The organism is Desulfosporosinus sp. HMP52, assembly GCF_000765145.1.
GTDB lineage: Bacteria > Bacillota > Desulfitobacteriia > Desulfitobacteriales > Desulfitobacteriaceae > Desulfosporosinus.
In genome coordinates, this window is sequence record NZ_JMGA01000049.1 from 1 (window position 1) to 18,951 (window position 18,951).

An 18,951-nucleotide genomic window follows, 5' to 3' on the forward strand; every position below is an offset into this window, starting at 1 on the left:
TGATCAGCCTCCTACCCGATTTCCGAACCATTAATTTTCTGATGGCTTGATCAAGTCCTTCTAAGGTTAACTCATACATGGGAAAGACACTGCTTACCATTTTTATGGTGTGAGAGCCGTGAACCCGATCCCAATATTTTTCGGGTATAGGGTTAAGCCAAGCATTATACGGAAAATTCTTAGTTAAGCGCTGCAGCCAGGTAAATCCCGGTTCTTCGTTGCCAACATCCCAAAAGATATTGCCGTCAACCATTGTGAGTTCGCTGGGGGCCATAGCAGCATCCCCAATAATAATAACCTTGTAATCTGAACCCAGGGAATGCATGAGATCATAGGTTTTGACAGCTCTTCTGGGGCTGCAACCGGCGTCTAGGTAGAGTGAATCATAAAAACAATTATGAAAGTAATAAAACTTCAAATCTTTAAAGTGAGAAGATCTATGGACTGCTGAAAACAATTGGCTGCATATTTGAGCATAAGGGGCCATGGAGCCCCCGGCATCCATTAAGACAATAAGTTTTACCGCATTTTTGCGGGGCCTCGTCCAAACAAGCTTTAGTTGACCGGCATTCTTACAGGTTTCATCAATGGTATCCTCTAGATCAAGCTGATCTTTTGCTCCATCAATACGAGTACTAAACTGGCGCAATTTGCGTAAAGCCACTTCAAATTGGCGTACACCTAAGGTTTTGTCGTTGCGATACTCTCGGTAGTTTCGCTCTGAGGCCACTTTCACCGCAGATTGCCCATGGGACTCCCCTCCTATGCGGATGCCCCCAGGATGAAAGCCGGAGTGCCCAAAAGGGGAAGTTCCCCCTGTTCCTACCCAGGTATTCCCGCCGTGATGAGGCCCGTCTTGTTTGCGTATACGTTCTTCTAAAGCTTCCTTAAGACTTTCCCAATTGGGCAAGCCTAATTTGTTCAAGATTTCGTTGCGTTCTTCTTCAGAGAACATTTTAGCGGGCAGAGGATTTTCCATCCATTTTGAAACCTGATCCAATAACTGTTCCGGGGTTGCTATCCCCTGAAAATACTTTTGAAAGGCCAGGTCATATTGGTCAAAATGACTTTCGCTCTTAACTAAGACGGCTCGAGCCAGATAGTAGAACCCAGAAAGACTTGATTCAGCTAAGCCTTGGGCCAGGGCTTCCATTAAGGTGATCCATTCTGTGATAGAAACGGGAACCCCTTCTCGGCGCAATTGATAAAAAAAGTGTGTAAACATAGGCCATTCTACCAGCCACGTCTGCTGGCACGGGACGTGCCATCTGTCTCACGCAAGTGCAGCTGCCTTAAGGCAAGATCGAAATCCTGGTTCTTCTTTAACAACGCTCCGAGAAAAGGGATCTCTTTGGCAATCTTATCAGGATCAATTCCTCCGATGGTTAAGGCCTGCACCCAATCGAGAAGTTCGCTGGTACTGGGTTTTTTCTGTAAGCCTGAGACACTGCGCAGCCAATAAAAGGACTTTAAGGCCTCGGCAAGGAGGATAGTATCTAATTGGGGGAAATGGACATGAACAATCTCTTCCATCATTGTTTGATCGGGAAAGTCGATATAGTGGAATACACAGCGGCGTAAAAAGGCATCCGGGAGCTCCTTTTCTGCGTTGCTTGTTATAATCACAATGGGGCGATGTATGGTTGCAATGGTTTCTCCGGTTTCAGGGATATAGAAATTCATAACGTCCAATTCCCAAAGCAGATCATTAGGGAATTCCAAGTCAGCTTTGTCTATCTCATCGATTAAAAGTACCACCCGCTCCTCGGACCGGAAGGCTTCGCCAAGTTTTCCGAGCTTAATATACTGTTTGATGTCGGATACATTTTGCCCGCCAAATTGACTGTCGTAGAGGCGCTGAACTGTGTCATAGACGTAGAGTCCATCTTGGGCTTTAGTGGTGGATTTAATATTCCAGACTAATAAGCGGAGGCCCAGGGAACGGGCGATGCTCTCGGCCAGAACGGTTTTCCCTGTACCCGGCTCTCCTTTTATCAGAAGAGGTCTTTTTAAAGCGACTGAGATATTGACACTATTGCTCAGATCCTTGGAAACTATGTAATCCTCAGTACCTTGATAGATTAGCTCATCGGTCATTTAGGTGTTTCCTCCCCGTTATGATTAAACTTGTATCAACATAATACCACTATTTGGAGGCTTTTGGGCAATAATTTATCAGACTATTGAATCTTTAAAGTGTGAGGTATCGGAGCAAGTCAATCCCTCTTTTCTCCATTGATTAAGAGCAGCATCAAACTAACATTAAATTACAAAAAATGGAAATAAATCCTCAATCTTGCTGTGAGAACTGACTTAAGAGTACGAAGATTACTTTAGCGTATAATAATTAAATTTAGTTGCTTACAAACGTTAACTAGTTTTAACATATAGGATATCTTCAATAATTATTAGTTGTTTCCATAACAAATTAGAGTATTTAGAGATGTATTAAGTTGCAGAACTATTGACTATTCATGGCTTTAGCTATACTATTATGAATTAACATAGGTCAAAAGTCCCATGGACTATAGACCAAAAGTCCTAGCTAACTTTGTCAAAAAATGCATGTTTTAAGATTATTTTGGGGACAAGTTAAATTTTACACTAGCCGTTTGAGGATATTTTCCATTAATATTAAATATTTTTTATGCTATAATATACCTATTATTGTTTTAATTACATATTGTGCCTGAATCCATAAAAGAGAGAATTAGTCAATCCGTGTTCCTTGGGGGGTAACTTAAAGCTTGCAACGGAAAGGTGTCAGTAAGAGTGTATGGAAAAGCCTAAACAGAAAATAAAGCTGGGCGAACTCTTAATGGGAGCAGGAATGCTTACACAGGCTCAGCTAGAAGAGGTGTTAGCTGAACAAGGAAAGTCCAGAAAACGGATGGGGCAAATCCTTATTGAGCGTAACATTCTAACAGAAGAAGAAATCATGGATACTCTCGCTGTGCAGCTTTCTCTCGAACGGTTCGATATTGGCAAAGCCTTTATTGATCCTGAGGTAGCTAGATGCATCCCGAAAGAAGTGGCTAAAAAATATAATCTGATTCCCTTTGGTGAAAAAGATGGCAAACTGCAAGTAGCCATGAGCGATCCTCTCAATATCTTCGCCATAGACGACATTTCCTTTATTACTCAAAAGACGATTCAACCTTGCATTGCAGGATTTGAGGCTATTGAAAAGGCCATCGAACTTTATTTCAGCAAACAATCTACCGATAAGGCCTTAGAAGACTTGAAAAAGGAATACAAGGTTGAACTTGACGGCAAGTACGATCAAGCTATCATTGATGAAGTTCAGAGCGCTCCGGCAGTAAGGCTTACCAATTCAATTCTTAATCAGGCCATTACTTCTGGGGCGAGTGACATACATATAGAACCCTTTGAAAAGGAAGTAAAGGTTCGTTATCGAATTGATGGGGTCTTAGTGGCCAGTATGGCCATCCCTAAGAGCTTATACTCATCAGTGTGCACTCGCATCAAAATAATGGCGGGGATGAACATTGCTGAAAATAGAATTCCTCAAGACGGAAGGAACGAAATGGAGGTCGGGGGAAGAAGCTATGATTTTCGGGTTTCCTCCTTGCCTACGGTATTCGGGGAGAAAATAGTAATTCGGATTCTTGATGGGAAAAACTTTGATTTAAACAGAAGTATGATTGGCTTTACTAATCATGATAATGCTATTCTTAACCGGATTCTCAGCATGCCCTATGGAATCGTCCTCTTAACCGGTCCTACAGGAAGTGGGAAATCTACTACTCTTTATACAATTTTAAAAGAGTTTAACACCGTGGATAAAAATATTGTAACTGTTGAAGATCCTGTGGAATACACCTTGTTGGGTATTAACCAAGTTCAAGTTAATTCAAAAGCAGGATTAACCTTTGCTTCCAGCTTGAGAAGCATTCTCAGGCAGGATCCGGATATTATCATGATTGGGGAAATGCGGGATGAAGAAACGGCTCATATCGCAGTCCGGGCAGCTATAACCGGTCACTTAGTATTTTCCACACTCCATACTAATGATGCTCCGACCTCCTTGACACGCTTAGTAGATATGGGAATTGCTCCTTATCTGGTAGCGGAGTCGACTATAGGGATCATAAGCCAAAGGCTTCTGCGCAAGCTCTGCCCCTCTTGCAAAAGAGGTTATCTGGCAGATGAGCGTGAGAAAAAAATCCTGCGGGATCCAAACGTTGTGAAATTATATAAACCAACAGGTTGCCCCGCTTGTAATAATACTGGCTATAAAGGCCGTATTGCCATCCATGAGGTCTTATACTTAGATAATAAAATGCGCAGTATTATTGAAAAAGGTGCTAATGCTGATGAATTAAGAACCCTTGCCGTTAAGAACGGCATGGTACCCCTTTATGATAACTGTAAGAGGCTTGTTATCAATGGAGTGACTAGTATTAATGAAATGGTTCGTACAGTCTACGCCAGAGATTAGTCTATATAACAATAAACACTTCTGATTCTCGAAAAGAGGTAATAAAAGAGGATGCCTATATATACCTTTAGGGCCAAAAAGTTAAATGGAGAAGAACTCACGGGTACTCAAGAATTTGCGTCCATAGACGTTCTTAAGGCTATGTTGTCCGACCAAGGCTTTTTTCTTATTGATGCTCAGATTAAAGGAAAAGAATACAGCTTTGGCGAATTGCTCAAACGAGTTGACATGAAAGATATTTCCCTTTTCTGTCGACAATTCTCGGTTATTCTAAATGCTGGGATTCCCATTGTCGAGGCTATAGCCATATTGCGAGATCAGGTAGAAAAAAAGAAATTTCGGGATACCTTAGAAGATGTCCACGACCAACTCCAAAGAGGTAATCTGTTTTCCAGTACTCTGCAGGCTCATCCCAAGGTTTTTCCGGATTTTATGATAAACATGGTTGAAGTGGGTGAAGCGAGTGGTACCTTAGACTCCATTATGATCAGCTTGGCTGAGTATTATGAAAAAGAGAACAAGCTCCGCCGTAAAATCAAAAGTGCCATGACTTATCCCATGATTCTTCTGATTCTGATGATTGGTGTGGTCACCTTGCTGATGGTCAAAGTTCTTCCCACCTTTGCTAATATCCTGCAGTCAATGGGAGGGGAACTGCCTGCCTTGACCAAAATCCTGATGGGGATGAGCGATTTTATGGTTAAGAATGTAGTTCTGATATTTGCTATTGTTACACTTGGAGGAATAGGGCTAAGGGTTCTTTCCAAAAATGATGAATTTAGGTTTTGGTTGGATTCTTTAAAATTACGAGCCCCGGTGATTAAAACAACCGTCGTAAAAGTAATCACTGCTCGATTCGCGAGAAGTATGGGGATTTTACTTAAAAGTGGCATACCAATTATTCGTTCCTTTGAAATCATGAATGATTTGCTGGGTAATCGGTTGGTTGCACACAAGTTTACCGAATGCCGGGATGAAGTTATGGAGGGCAAGGGGATATCAGGTTCCATTAAGAAGATGGGAGTGTTTCCACCTATGCTAATTCATATGATCGAGGTAGGAGAAGCCACCGGACAATTGGACGAAATGTTAACTAGAACAGCTGGATTCTTCGATGAGGAGGTGGAGGAAGCCATCGAGAAACTGACGGCCATGCTTGAACCTGCCATGATCGTGATTATGGCAGTGGTCGTAGGAACAGTGGTTATGGCAATGATGTTGCCAATGGTCAGCATTATGCAGTCGGTACAATAATAATTGAAGGAGGTAAAAAGAAATGAAAATTAGAGAACGATTGGACAAGCTAAAAAAGAAGCAAAAGGGCTTTACGCTTGTAGAGCTAATTGTGGTTATTGCTATTATTGGAATTTTGGCAGGGGTTATGTTGCCTAGATTTTTTGGATTTACGACTGATGCTAGAGAGTCTGCGGCAATCGCTGAGGCCAAAAGTATTAGAACGCTAGCTGAAACTTATTTTGCAAGCAGTGATGATGGAGACTGGCCAACAATTTCTGCAGATAGTGGTACTGCTTTTCGAGTTCAAACATCGGGAGACGCAGGTCATATATATGACAATTCACCGACTTTCAATGGAAGAATAGAGACTTTAGCTGGTGTAGATATGACAGCAGATACTACTGAAATTACAAATGGAGCTTTTCAATATGAAAAGAGTGGGGTTACAGTTACATGTGATGCGAATGGCGATATTACTGTAAATCCATAAAAGAATTCACATGAGGTATAGTTGTATCTTAATTAAAAATACAACTATACCTCCTATCTAAAGGGGTAATTATCATGCCTAAGAACAATGGATTCACATTAATTGAAATCTTAATTGTACTTGTTATTATAGGGATCCTGGCGTCTGGGGCATATCCAAGTCTCGCAAGAGCTAAGGATATGTCAAGAGAAAATGATCGATCTAGGCACGAATACGTTGTTAATAGAGCACTGAAACAGTATTACGCACTCACAGGAACATACCTTAAATCCCCAATTCCACTTCACCTATCGATGCTAAAGGATGAATTGTACAGCCAAACTGGTGTCTCCCTAAATATATCAAAGTATCCCAATACTGATCCTTTAACGTATACGGGCCCTTACGTAGGCCCTGATGGAGTTGAAATGTATGAAATTAGTTCGCTCCATGTTAAGTGATACGGGCGAAACACCTATGGAAAGAAAGTACATAAAAGGCTATACTCTTGCAGAATTAATCGTTGTCATGGCCATAATGGCCATCTTAGGTACAACCCTTCTTACAATGATGAATACAGGTGGAAAGCTATACAGAAACGCTAATGCCATCATGGAAGAACAAAGTAATTCAAGACTAGCTATGTCATACATAACTATGAGAATTAGACAAAATGATGTAAAGAATAATATTAATATTGCTAATGTAACTGTAGATGGCAAATTGTACAGAGCCTTAACTATCGCTGACTCCAGTAACTCTAATCGATCCTATTGGATTTATATTGACACTACTACCGGTAAATTAAAAGAGCTTATTGTTACCAGCACATCAACCTCGGTCTCTGACATAGCAGATGTGAGTAACTTTACTATAAAGAAATTAGTTAGTGTTCCAAGCATGCCAACGACAATTCGTATTGAAATCACCTCTAAGGATGGAACAATCCACTTAAATGAAGATCTTACCCTAAGATCTCCGCAACAAAACTTACCCTCAGAAAACTAAGGGGCAGGGCTAACGTCTGTCTCATGAAATAAAATCAGAAATTAAGGCCGGGAGGAAGATCATGTTCGGGGATAACAAAGTTCTAGGTATAGATATCGGAACGCGTTTGACAAAATTTGCATTGCTTAAGCAAGGAACTAAGCCGGAAATTAAAGCCTGGGCAATTGTTCCTACCCCACCGGGGAGTGTGTCAGACGGTTTGATTCGAGATAGGGAAGCCGTTCTGGATATGCTCAAGAGTGCAATCAGCGAGTTTAAGTTAACGGCGAAAAAGATTGCTGTCACAATTCATTCTTCCGGTATTATGCTTCGAGAGCTTAATTTGCCTGCTCTTGAAGATGAAGAAATCGAACCTGCTGTCCAGTTTGAATTAGCTCAGAGTTTTCCGGATATGATCCAAACTCACTCTACAGCTTTCAAGATATATACCAAAACAAATGATCGTCTTAATGGTATTAGTACATCCTGCCCGAAACAAATTGTAGATAGCTATGTTGAGATGTTTGCCGATTCCGGCCTTAACCTAAAATATGTTGATGTCAACGCCAATACTCTGGCTAAAACCTATAATCACTTTGTTCATCCCCCGATGCAGGGGGATTCGGTTTTAATAGTAGATCTCAGTTATGCCATGTCACAGGTTAATGTTTTAGTTGATGGGAAGTTAATTCTAAGCCGCAGTGTTTCAGGCGGAGGATCCTTTGTTGATAGTTTGATTGTCAACCGTTTCGAGATCACCATGGAGGAAGCGGAAGCAGCTAGGCAGTCAGGGTATAAGACTTTGTCAATAAGCCAGGAGGAGTTAGATTCCTGTCTTCGACTGGGGTATTCCTCGGTTGAGGAACAGATGAGACAAACCCTGGATTATATAAGGTATAGTAAGCTGCCGGATGGGATTAAAGAGATTTGTCTTACCGGCGGAGGCAGTAATTTTCCTGGTCTGGAGACCTACTTCAGTGGTATGTTCAGGACGCCTGTCAATATAGCTCAATCCGATAGTATTCCCCTTGAAGTCTCAGATAAGTTTTTTATATTGATGCCGGCGATTGGCGCGGCTTTGAGGGAGGACTAGTGTCTTGAAGGATATTAATCTGATTTTAAAGACTCAGCAACAGAAGAGGGAACGACAAAACTCCGGAATGAGTCGAAAATTCGGAATAGCTATTATAGCTGTTTTAGTATTAGGGTTGTTTGGTTATGGGATTCTAACCTTTCTTCATACCCGTTTGGAAAAAAAAGAGTTGGCAATTGAACAGAAAATAGCGGAAGCAGCTCCAGTCATTGAGTTAAAGAAAAAAAGCTCTGCCAAACAAGAAAAAATCAACAAACTCTCTGGAATGGTAGATTTAGTAGCTTCTCAGTCTAAAATTAATACAAGAATATTCGAGGGCATTTCCAGCGTTATGCCAGAGAATGTTTTTATTGTCAACTACGCTATTAGTCAAACTGGAGAATTAAATATGATGGGGAAAGCAAAAGATGTGGATAGTATCGCGTTTTTCGTTCACGAACTGAAGGGAAATGGCTTGTTTAGTGATGTTTATCTAAGTAATGTGAGTAATTCCACCAATAAAAACGCTCAAACAAATCAGCTTGGTGTTACAGAGTTTAATTTCTCAATTCTTTTGACTTTGAAAAAGTGAGGAAAAGCTATGAAGTTTAATATCGATTTATCTAAATTTAAGAATCTTGGTTTTAAACTCGAGTCCAAAAAGCCTTCTAAAAAGACTATGTCGAGATTCTTACAAAAGGTTAACATTAAACGTTCGAGATCATCCTCACTTAGTCTTTCCAAGAAAGATTTTATTCTATTATCGGCTTTACTTGTAGGATTGGAAGGATATGGCTTGTACAATCTGCTTATAAGTCCTACATGGCAGGATTATACCAAGTTTAAGATTAGTTATGAGGCTAAGCAGTTAATTGCTGCAAATTTTGAAAAGGATATGGGCCAAAAAGATCAGTATCTTGAAAATCTAAAACTATTGGATTATAAATATGGCACCTTAACTAAAGTTATCCCTTATGAAATCCCTCAAGAGGAAATTGTACTGGTACTTAATAAATTGGCTAAGGAAAGAGAACTGGAGATAAACGGACTCTCTCTAAGCACTATTTCGTATGTCAGCAAAAAGGATTATGAGGCCGGAAAAACTTCCTCTGAACCACAGGATGAAAAAAAAGTCGTTACAACAACGAGTGTTGCTGGTGATGTTCAAAATGGTGGTCAAGGAACTGCGTCCGCTGGTTCTGATGATAAAAAAATCTCAGCCAAACCAAATCTATCGGCGGATATGGTTATCTTGGAAGATGTCGATATTGCCTTCTCAGGAAGTTATGGATCTTTATATAATTTCATCAGTGATTTGGAAAAGAGCGAACAGAAGATAATTGTTAAGGAGATAAGTACTGCCAGAGGAGAAGGAAATGTTTTGAAAGGATCTCTTAAGCTTCAGTATGTAGGATACGTAACTCCTGAGGATGAAAGCACTTATACAATGGACACCCCTGAAACGGAGGGTAAGGCTAATCCCTTCCTGCCTTATTCAGGTTTTTTAGATAAAGTTACTGATCCGACGGTAGTAGTTCAAGGCCCTGAGCCAATAAAATCATACGCTCCGAATTTCTATCTCTTACTCAATACCTTCGACGACAATGCACCTAAAGTTATTATGGGGGACTATTCTCGCAACGGCACAGAACTCTACAGTAACAGCAATGATGTGATTAAGGGCAAACTTGCGGTCAGCGGAAGTCCGGAGAACCTGACTTATTCCTATTCTTTGGGCGGTCGTGCTGAAAACAAAAACGCTTCAATCGCGATAGATGAAGGCAAGCTTCGCTTGGAGGTTATATCCCAGCCCCGCAAAGGAGAACAGGATAAGGTGGGGCTAACCCTGGATGTGGAAAACAAGACCGACTATCCTTTAGAGATTAAGGTTATTAATGATGATCTCCAGGTTCCCCGCTTTAAGCTGGGAACTCAAGCCGGTAGTGTAACGATAAGTAGGTGATTTGTTGTTCAGCAAGGAAGATAAAGGATTTACACTTGTTGAAGTGATAGTCGCCTTGGCTGTGGTGGCGATTGTTTCAACTTCTCTTTTCCGTTTGTTTATAACAACGAGTTATGTCAATCGAGAAGCTGAGCTTACGGATTTGGCCCATACCATTGCTGTTGGGCAAGCTGAAAGCTTTAAATCTAATCCCGAAGCCTATCCCACAGAAGTTAGGTACTTCAATAAGAACGGCGCTTGGCTGCCTGCTCCTGAATCTGGAGAGATTCCCACAGGGTCTGTCATCAAAACAGAAAGTACAGTTACCAAGCCTCTGAATACGTCTGGAAATAGCACCGGCTATTTCCCCAACTTTGTTGGGACCATCGATCTTGGTCCCTATGCAGATTGGGATATTGAGATCACTCCTGCTGGGGTAATATACTGCGGTAAGCATAAGACCACCTTAGAACTGCTGGCAGAACAGGAAGGTTCAAGGATAAAAAACAACATCCTGCCTATTAAAGTAGAGTATAGCACTGGCGGCGTAAACTTGCGGGAAATTCATGTAACCAATAACTCAAATCTGGAAACAGCTATTTACTTTTTTAAAAAGGAATCTGGCCAAAGCATTGACTTTAATCCCGTATCCGGACAATTGAGTATCACTGATATCGACCCCACCAGTTCGGCTACTGCCAAATATAACCTGAATTTAGAGGTCTCAAAATTAGTGAAAAACGTGAGCTATTATATGTTCACTTTTTCTGCAGATGAGTATGTGTATCATTAGTTCGAGAGATGAAGGAGCAGATTATGCGCTTTTGGACACGTCAACATCTAAAAAGTGAAAAGGGAAATGCCCTGCTTATGGCCCTTTCCATCATTATGATCCTAACAGCCTTTGGGACGGCTTCGTTGATGACAAGCGTAGCCAATATCCAGATGAGTACGAAATACCGGAATTGGTCAAAAGACTATTATGTTCTGGACAAGAACGTGGAGGCTAAAGTCGATCGTTTAAACTCATTACTGCAGGACGCTGAAAGCAAGGCACAAGCTTATATGTCCGGCCAGTATTATCTGTATCCGGATACGGCCCCTCTTCCGGAAGATTTGGAAGTTCCTCAGTCTGCCCAGGAGTATCTTAATGGGAAATGGACGGATATCTCAGCCGATATAGACGGCAAGGAGGATCTGAGTCAGCCGAATAATCAGGCCAAACTGAAATCCTTCATGAATGATACCGTAAAGAGGTTGTATTACTACTATGCCTCCCAGCGCCTGTTCAAAAGCGGGTATACGCAAGTCGTCTATTTAAACGATCCTAATCCCGGTAACTATCAGTCAGCGCTTTTTTCAGATGGGGACGGAGGTACAGAAGTGCTGGATGAAGGCAATCTTGTGGTCGCCTTTAATTCGGCGACGGCTTATGACACAATAGGTGCCCTTAATCCCGGCGATTATAAGGGCAAAAAGGTTTCGGTTAAAGTGGATGTGCGTTTCCCGGCCTATGAGGTGCAAGAACAAACAAAATCCATCCCTTACCAAGGCAATCCGGTTTGGGCCAATGCGATTACAGCCGGGGGAAATATCGGCTTTGAAGGATCTGCCTCGAAACTGGTTATTAACGGAGACATCTTTGCCGCGGATCGTAGTGAAAGTCTTCCCATTAGGGATGATGTGGTTACAGATAAGGGGATATACAGCCGAGGTGCAGAGGTTAATATTAACGGAAATGTCTACTCAAAAGGAAATCTTCATGTCATTGACAGTAATTCTAAAATTTATGTTAATAACTATCCATCAACGATGAAAGACACAATGAACACTATGAAGAATAATATTTTCTCCGAAAACGGTCCTTATCCTAACCTGTTTTTTGACTTAGCAGCTGCCGGCAGTATATCCTCAGGACAGGTTACAGATTATATTGAAGGGCATTTGCTTGCGGGCAGCAAATCCATTCCCTTGGTTTATCAAGACGGAGCAGGCGGGAATGTCTACTGCAACAGTCTTGTTGTTGAGGAGCACTATCCCAATCAAGAAGATCAAGCGATATCAAATGGAGAGATAAATGTGGATGGCAATGTAACGACCTATAATGATATCCGTATGGACGGACTAAATTCCACAATCACCGTGGCAAAAAATGTTATAGGTGTGAATTCTACACCGGACGCTGCAGGAAATCCTAATGCCAGCAGTTCAATAATTAATAATACTCCTCTGAAATCAACTGGGGGTACTGAAAGTACAATCACTTTGAAGGGGAATTTTATTATCCCAGGCACAGCCTTTGCAAAGTACAATGGATCAAAGAAGGCGGGAAAAGAATTCTTTACTTGGAGTGATGATATCTATTATCAGACGGGTGAAAGCATCAGTGCCAGTAATACGGATATTTTTAGTGCTTATATGGCAGCTATAATTAATCCTCTTGAAGGCTATAACTATTATTACGACCAGTACACAGAAAACCCTAAGCCTGATCCCTATGATGAAACCAAAATTCACTCCTATTACTTCATGAGAGGGGAAGATGAAGGTCAGTCCGGCTCAGATATTTTGGAGCCGAAAATTAAGCAGTTGGTGGATTTTCTGAAAGGCAAGAATGTAGTATCAAATATTTTAGTAACCTCTCCTATTGATGGATACTCCCTGGGAACTGCACTCATACATCAAGCGGATCCAACCACTGGAAGTGCTCCTTACTTAACGGTGTACGATCCATACGATACCTACGCAAATTATATCGATAATCAAAATGCCTATGGGAAATATAAAAGATGCCTGGCCTCTATATTCGAGGCCAAGACCCAAAAATTGGGTACCACAGAAGCATTGGATCCCGAGGATATCTTTGAAGGGGTTTTTGTGGATAAAAGTGCTTTGGATTCAGAGGAAGGGGTGTATAGAAGCCCCACCGCTACGCCTAATGCCTTTGTCTACAGTCAGGCGGCCTCTACCACACTGGACCTAAGTGATGGCGATAAAAGTGGAATCATCTATTGTGAAGGAAATCTGAACATTACAGGGAGCGGAAAATTTAACGGCACCATTATCTGTGAAGGTAATGTTATGGTGTCTGGAAGTTCCACAGTAACTTATAACGAAGATGTCATAAAGGCGACCTTACAGTCTTATTCCGTCATTAGGGACTTTTTTGCACCAGGAAACAGGGGGGAATTACCCGCCTATTATGTTCAATATACAGCTCCAGCCTATGATGGAGCAGTGAGAAAAGATGTTATACGCTACAAAATTTTAGAATGGAAGGAGCAACACCAATAGCTTTTATGGTAAAATTGGTATTATATAGAGTTTGTAAAGATTATTAAGCAAAATAGCGGTAAAGACAGGAGAAAATTTTCTCATTTTGGAAGGGAGGTTTTATCTTATGAGTAAGTCATTTTTTCAAGGGACAGCCAGACTTCAGAAAAGCAAAGTATTAAAAATTGTAAGTATTCTTTTGTTTATTATGCTTATTGCCACATCCTTTCCCCTCCAAACACGAGCAACTGAGACTGCCATCCCGATAGTTGTTGAGCTTAATCAATTTGATTCAACTAATGTGGCTGGGGACAATGGTACGACACTATTGTGGTCGAGGGGGAATGCGTCGGTTACTTCAGCAGGTGTATTGCGTGTTGCGCCGGGCACTGGTAATCAGAAGGGGGTAGTAGTCAGGCGCAATAAAGTAAAGCTTACCGGCGGTTTTAGTACATATTTTGTCATGAATATGAATAACGGATCAACACCTCCAGCAGATGGCCTGGCCTTTGTTATTCAAAGTAACTCGGAACCGATGGTGGGAAACTATGGTGCAGGATTAGGTTTCCAAAGCGTTCCTAATTCCCTGGGAGTAGAGTTTGATATTTGGAAAAATACTGGACTTGATAGCTCAACAAGTAAGACCTATTATGATCAAAATGACAACCATGTGGCGATTGTTAAAAATGGAGACAATACCCACGCTGTTGCCAATAACGATGTGATTGATTCGAATCCAGGCGATCTTTATGGAAATGGTGATATTAATGTCTGGATTGACTACGATGGAACCAATTTGAAAGCAACCTATGGAAAGTCTGCCACAAGAAGCTCAAACTCTAACCGCACGATTTCCAAAAATGTCGGCAGTAATATACAGAATCAAGATGTTTATGTGGGTTTTTCTGGATCAACAGGTGACTATAGCGCAAATATAGATATCAAGAAGTGGTATTTCAGTGACACCTATGTTAGTTCCGGGCTGGACCCAGACCCAGGAACCTATACCCAGGGAGCAAATAGTGTTGGAATTACCTTGATTCCAGGATCAACGAATCCCACCTCGGCAAATTTTCGAGTCAAGGATGAGAATAATAGAGATATGTACAATCAGAACGTGGCGGTATATCTCGATAATAGTGCCAGTCCAGTTGCTACTATCAATACTGGGACAAACGGTAGCAAGGCGACCTATAACATAGGAGCATTGTCAGAAGGCAGTCACTCAATTAAAGGGGTTGCAGCTAACGGCGGAGCTTCAAATTCCGTGACTTTCAGCGTCCTTAAGCCCAGCATCAGCCCAACAACACTAACCTTTGATAAAAATAGCACAAATGTTAACTACGGTGATAAAGCCGTAGACATGACCTTATATGGCGAGACCTTAAGCAGTGTGAAGAACGGCAGTACAACCTTGACCGCCGGTTCAAATTATACAGTCAGCGGAAGCAAGGTTACTCTTAAAAAAGAATATTTTGCTGCCCAGTCTATGGGAACCACTAACTTGACCTTTAACTTCAGCGACGGCAGCAGCAAGAACCTGACTGTCACCGTCTGCGACAGCACGCCTCCAACAGGTTTAACAGCTACGGGAATAACTCAAACCTCTGTGACTCTTAATTGGACAGCAACCCCGGGAGCCACATCCTACAAGGTTTACAAGGGTGGAACTCAATGTGCAAGCCCCACAACAAACTCAGCATTAATCCCCGGTTTAACAGCAGCAACACTTTATTCCTTTACCGTATCTGCAGTTAATGCGGGAGGAGAAACTGCTCAGTCCGCAGCCTTGCCTGTAACAACACTACCTGACATGGCTCCTGCTGTCCTAAAAGTCCTGGAAGTACAGCCGGGAACAACCTATGACCTGCCGACTCTCTTATCAGAAACTTTTCCCAATAGTACGATTTTAATTACCACCATGTCTATGGCAGAATTCATAAGTAAAGTCGATGAAATTAATGGGCAATACGATATTGTCTATGTGGGTAACAACACCTCCGGAGGTGCTCAGTACAGTTCATTGGGCAAAGCCGCAAGTTATCTTCCTATCTGTGAAACCCCAACGAGAAATGGGTCAGGCAGCAATTCCATGGAATACTATAGTGAAAATGACATTACAAACCGTAGAGCAGATACTTTGAAGGATTTCATCACTTCAAAACAGCTTACCATCTTTGATAAAAGTATTTTTGATTTGGGGATAACCTACAAGCTCTATAATAATTTTTCTCCACTGATTAATACGTATAACTTTGTTTCTGTGGATACCAGCAGAAACAAAAGTGCAAATCTGAAAACAGCATTGTCCGGCTACGGCAGCGCAGCCAAACGCCCCATCCTTACCTTAACCAATCAGCCTGATCAATATGATGGAAGCGATGCCAGTTACTCTAATGAAGGGTATTTAGGTTATGCCTATGACATTAGCAATTTAAACAATTCCCCAATGCAGGTCAATTTGTATATTGACCTTAATGGGGATGGTATCTTTTCAACTTCCGAGATTGTGACTCAAAAGGATTATACCGGCGCAAAAGTCTCAAGCAGCATCAATTATCCCGCTTATGGCTTTGTAGGTTTACAACCCTGGAAACTGGAAATTACTAATAAATCTACAGGGGCCAAGACCTTTCAGGTCGGCACCACGGCTTTCAAAGCAGCGAACAGCGGGGGAGAGCTGAAAGTACGGGTTTTGCAGCTGCTGCCTAGCGGAAATACCTTTTCTGTTTACAGCTTAAGTAATATTAAAGATCCCAGTACTAATAAATATGTCAACTTATTGTATAAAGATAAGGTATACAATATTGAAGTAACAGAGATGAGTGTGGCAAACTTTAATTCTGCCTATGCTAATTTAAATGCCGGAGAAATTCCCAAACCGGTTTCAGCGAAAGTAAATGGAGTTATTAAAAATGCTCCCACAGTATTAAATGGTAATTATGACATGGCAATATTGGGGTTCAATGACAGCTATGGCGGAAGCGACCTTAATGATAAGGCCATCAGTGCTTTGCAGAGTTTCATTGATACTAACCAAAGCGTTATGTTTACCCATGATACAATCCAGTATCATCTGCCCATAGATGCCGCGGATTTTCCCGGCACCTACAAATTAACTGACAGATTTAGAAAGCTTGTTGGACAGCAAAGGTACTATCTGCCCGGTGAAATGCCGGATGCTGCACGTCATTATGACGGGATGCCTACAGCTAACAAGTATACCTATGGTTATGCTAATCGCCTGCTGGATCGTTTTAAAACCGGTTCAAGGGTCGGCTTGGATACCACCACTAAATCCTATAAAGTTAATGAAAACCTGGTAACTCAATTCCCCTTTATCTTAAGCGATATTCCGGTTGCAACAACGCATTACCAGTGGTTCCAGCTCGATTTAGAAGATCCGGATGTTGTTCCGGTTTATACCTTGAATGATAATTCTCTTTATAAGAATCAAGGGGACGGCAGAAACGATTATTATACCTACACTAAGGGAACCATCACTTATTCCGGTACGGGTCACAGCAACGTTAGCGGCAACACTACCATTGATGAAGAAAAAATGTTTGTTAATACCATGATCAAAGCTTCCAGAGGGGCCAATCATGCGCCAACTCTTGAGGTCAACGGAATCAGTGATAATATGACGATTTCAAAAACCCTGCCCAGTATTGATTTTACCTTCACTGCAACAGATATTGATGATAGCGACCCATATCTCAATGCAGATGTTTACCTGTCCGCAGACAATGGTGCCTATCAAAATGTACAGCATTTCAGCGCGTCAGACCCGAATTCCAGAGTGGTTAACGGTGAAGCAAAATCGGTCAGTATTCCAACCGTCAGTTCAAACATTTCAACGTATAAAATTAAAGTGGTAGCTTACGACAATTATAATGCGGAAGCCAGCAAGGAAATTACCATAAATTGCATCAATAACCCTTCCATTACTGTTTCAAGTTCTATTCCTCCAACTTGCCTTGTCGGAGATACACTGACGTTTCCGGTAACCTTAACTGCCCAAGCAACGGGAGTAAGTCAGACCTTTACAAATGTTAATCTAAAGGGAGTCCTTACAAAGCCGGATAATTCTAAAGCCGATGTCTATTCCTCCGGTTATACGGATCTTCAATTCAGCCCCAGCCCTTCCTGGAGCAGTCAGCCAAAGAGTTTTTCTGTAACCTTTGGTACTCTAGGAAATCCGGAAACGGCTGGAACCTATCTAATATCGAACCAGTTGACATACAAAGTCAATGGCAGCACAGTTCAGCCCAATCCTACCACAACCAGTACAAAAGTGGAGTCAGGAACTATTGGGGCAACTGTTAAAGATCAAAAGGGTCGGCCTATAACCGGTGTAGCTTTAGTACTTATCAAAGGCGAAAGCACAATAGCTGAAGGATCAACAGGTTCAAGCGGATACTATTCCTTTACAGGTTTAAGCAGCGGAGATTATACGGTGAAAATTAAGAAAGTTCCTGCAGGTCGGACTATAGTAGAAGGCAGTTCCGGTATAGTAACAAGTCTATCCACTAGTGGCTTTACAAAGAGTGTTGAGTTTACTATGGGAGGAACCTTGCTGACTGATCCCCTTCTGACAGCCCCGGATGGAAAAAACCAGATGACGACAATGTTAGGAGAGTCTTTCCAAACAGTTATGGGACTCAAACTTTCACGGCCGGTCAAGTATCTGGATCTGATCATCAATCATGATTTGCTTAACAGTACGGCCAGTGTTGTGATCAATAAAGTCACGTGCAATGATCAACCCATCAGCTTTACTTCAGGCGGAGGAGGGAAAATTTTACCCTCCGGTCAGTCAGGTACTTTCCCCAGCGGCACCTATAGAATTGAAGCCACAGTCACCATGACAGACGGAACCATGCAGTCAGGGAAAAGTTTTACTATAAGGCTTGACGGACAAACCTCTGCTCAGGATGCCAATACGGAATCCGTCGAAGATATCGGTGCCTCATCTGCTCCCCTGACAGTTAAAGTGACGTCTATACTTGCTGATCCCAGCTTAACCACCAGAGGCGGTACTTATCAGATGGATACATTGATAAATGCTGCTTTGCAAATGAATGTCGGATTCACGTTAATGAGACCGGTAGCTGTTATTAAGGTCGATTTGACGAACAGCTATGGCAGCACGACAAAAGTTGAAGTGGCTAAGGTCTTTTGTGAAATCGAAGGAAGGGATCAAGAGATTAGCTTTACTGCGGATACCCAGAATCCCGGGAAATTGCTTCCCAGCGGCTCAACCCAGTTCCCTAGCGGAAAGTATACCATCTATACTACGGTAACTGTTATTGGATCGGGGATGAAAGAGGGGGATACCTACACTGTTTCTTTAACAGATAAGACTTCCGTGCAACCGGTAGGAAGCAGTACAGAGGTTTGCATTGATGAGATTCCCCAACCTGTTAAAGTTTTTGTCTTAACTTCACCAAAGTATCATTAATAATTGGAGCTTTTCTTAAAGATACAATTATTTTAAAAAAAGACCT

13 protein-coding genes are annotated in these 18,951 nt (G+C 41.7%); 11 read left to right on the forward strand and 2 right to left on the reverse strand.

The window, feature by feature from the left end:
- Both DP73_RS16725 and DP73_RS16730 read right to left on the reverse strand, forming a co-directional pair.
- On the reverse strand, window positions 1–1,225 hold a 1,225-nt coding region (locus tag DP73_RS16725; RefSeq protein ID WP_128751430.1), incomplete at its 3' end, for a VWA domain-containing protein.
- A gap of 8 nt (window positions 1,226–1,233) precedes the next feature.
- Complete coding sequence (locus DP73_RS16730; RefSeq protein WP_034601016.1) at window positions 1,234–2,097, reverse strand: MoxR family ATPase; 864 nt, start codon at window positions 2,095–2,097, stop codon at window positions 1,234–1,236.
- Window positions 2,098–2,776: 679 nt separating this feature from the next.
- On the opposite strand from DP73_RS16730, the gene DP73_RS16735 reads away from it, so the two are divergent.
- The 11 genes from DP73_RS16735 (at window position 2,777) to DP73_RS22135 (ending at window position 18,905) form a co-directional block, all read left to right on the forward strand.
- On the forward strand, window positions 2,777–4,462 hold the full coding sequence (locus DP73_RS16735) for an ATPase, T2SS/T4P/T4SS family (RefSeq protein WP_034601018.1): 1,686 nt from the start codon (window positions 2,777–2,779) through the stop codon (window positions 4,460–4,462).
- A 51-nt stretch (window positions 4,463–4,513) separates the two neighbouring features.
- The gene (locus DP73_RS16740) at window positions 4,514–5,716 is read left to right on the forward strand and encodes a type II secretion system F family protein (RefSeq protein WP_034601020.1); all 1,203 of its coding nucleotides are present in this window, start codon (window positions 4,514–4,516) and stop codon (window positions 5,714–5,716) included.
- A gap of 22 nt (window positions 5,717–5,738) precedes the next feature.
- Window positions 5,739–6,188 carry a type II secretion system protein gene (locus tag DP73_RS16745; protein WP_034601021.1) on the forward strand — a complete coding sequence of 150 codons (450 nt, stop codon included), beginning with the start codon at window positions 5,739–5,741 and terminating at the stop codon, window positions 6,186–6,188.
- Between the two features lie 74 nt (window positions 6,189–6,262).
- Window positions 6,263–6,628 (forward strand): prepilin-type N-terminal cleavage/methylation domain-containing protein, encoded by a 366-nt coding sequence (locus DP73_RS22130; protein WP_052090770.1) that lies wholly within the window; start codon window positions 6,263–6,265, stop codon window positions 6,626–6,628.
- Window positions 6,600–7,175 carry a DUF4860 domain-containing protein gene (locus DP73_RS16755; protein WP_052090772.1) on the forward strand — a complete coding sequence of 192 codons (576 nt, stop codon included), beginning with the start codon at window positions 6,600–6,602 and terminating at the stop codon, window positions 7,173–7,175. The genes DP73_RS22130 and DP73_RS16755 overlap by 29 nt, the downstream gene beginning before the upstream one ends.
- 61 nt (window positions 7,176–7,236) lie before the next feature.
- Window positions 7,237–8,247, forward strand: a complete 1,011-nt coding sequence (gene pilM, locus DP73_RS16760) for a type IV pilus assembly protein PilM (RefSeq protein WP_034601022.1) — start codon at window positions 7,237–7,239, stop codon at window positions 8,245–8,247.
- Between the two features lie 4 nt (window positions 8,248–8,251).
- Window positions 8,252–8,818 (forward strand): PilN domain-containing protein, encoded by a 567-nt coding sequence (locus tag DP73_RS16765; protein ID WP_034601023.1) that lies wholly within the window; start codon window positions 8,252–8,254, stop codon window positions 8,816–8,818.
- A gap of 9 nt (window positions 8,819–8,827) precedes the next feature.
- Window positions 8,828–10,189 (forward strand): hypothetical protein, encoded by a 1,362-nt coding sequence (locus DP73_RS16770; protein ID WP_034601024.1) that lies wholly within the window; start codon window positions 8,828–8,830, stop codon window positions 10,187–10,189.
- Between the two features lie 4 nt (window positions 10,190–10,193).
- On the forward strand, window positions 10,194–10,961 hold the full coding sequence (locus DP73_RS16775; protein WP_034601025.1) for a type II secretion system protein: 768 nt from the start codon (window positions 10,194–10,196) through the stop codon (window positions 10,959–10,961).
- 23 nt (window positions 10,962–10,984) lie between these two features.
- Window positions 10,985–13,462: a DUF2572 family protein gene (locus DP73_RS16780; protein WP_034601026.1), complete on the forward strand. Its 2,478-nt coding sequence runs from the start codon at window positions 10,985–10,987 to the stop codon at window positions 13,460–13,462.
- A 106-nt stretch (window positions 13,463–13,568) separates the two neighbouring features.
- Window positions 13,569–18,905, forward strand: coding sequence for a DUF5057 domain-containing protein (locus tag DP73_RS22135; protein WP_052090774.1), 5,337 nt, complete (start codon window positions 13,569–13,571; stop codon window positions 18,903–18,905).
- Window positions 18,906–18,951: the final 46 nt, after the last annotated feature.

What these genes read in the sequence shown, in the direction of transcription:
- DP73_RS16730 (WP_034601016.1), bottom strand. Translation starts at nt 2,097, where the DNA reads ATGACCGATGAGCTAATCTATCAAGGTACTGAGGATTACATAGTTTCC.
- DP73_RS16735 (WP_034601018.1), top strand. Translation starts at nt 2,777, where the DNA reads ATGGAAAAGCCTAAACAGAAAATAAAGCTGGGCGAACTCTTAATGGGA.
- DP73_RS16740 (WP_034601020.1), top strand. Translation starts at nt 4,514, where the DNA reads ATGCCTATATATACCTTTAGGGCCAAAAAGTTAAATGGAGAAGAACTC.
- DP73_RS16745 (WP_034601021.1), top strand. Translation starts at nt 5,739, where the DNA reads ATGAAAATTAGAGAACGATTGGACAAGCTAAAAAAGAAGCAAAAGGGC.
- DP73_RS22130 (WP_052090770.1), top strand. Translation starts at nt 6,263, where the DNA reads ATGCCTAAGAACAATGGATTCACATTAATTGAAATCTTAATTGTACTT.
- DP73_RS16755 (WP_052090772.1), top strand. Translation starts at nt 6,600, where the DNA reads ATGAAATTAGTTCGCTCCATGTTAAGTGATACGGGCGAAACACCTATG.
- pilM (WP_034601022.1), top strand. Translation starts at nt 7,237, where the DNA reads ATGTTCGGGGATAACAAAGTTCTAGGTATAGATATCGGAACGCGTTTG.
- DP73_RS16770 (WP_034601024.1), top strand. Translation starts at nt 8,828, where the DNA reads ATGAAGTTTAATATCGATTTATCTAAATTTAAGAATCTTGGTTTTAAA.
- DP73_RS16780 (WP_034601026.1), top strand. Translation starts at nt 10,985, where the DNA reads ATGCGCTTTTGGACACGTCAACATCTAAAAAGTGAAAAGGGAAATGCC.
- DP73_RS22135 (WP_052090774.1), top strand. Translation starts at nt 13,569, where the DNA reads ATGAGTAAGTCATTTTTTCAAGGGACAGCCAGACTTCAGAAAAGCAAA.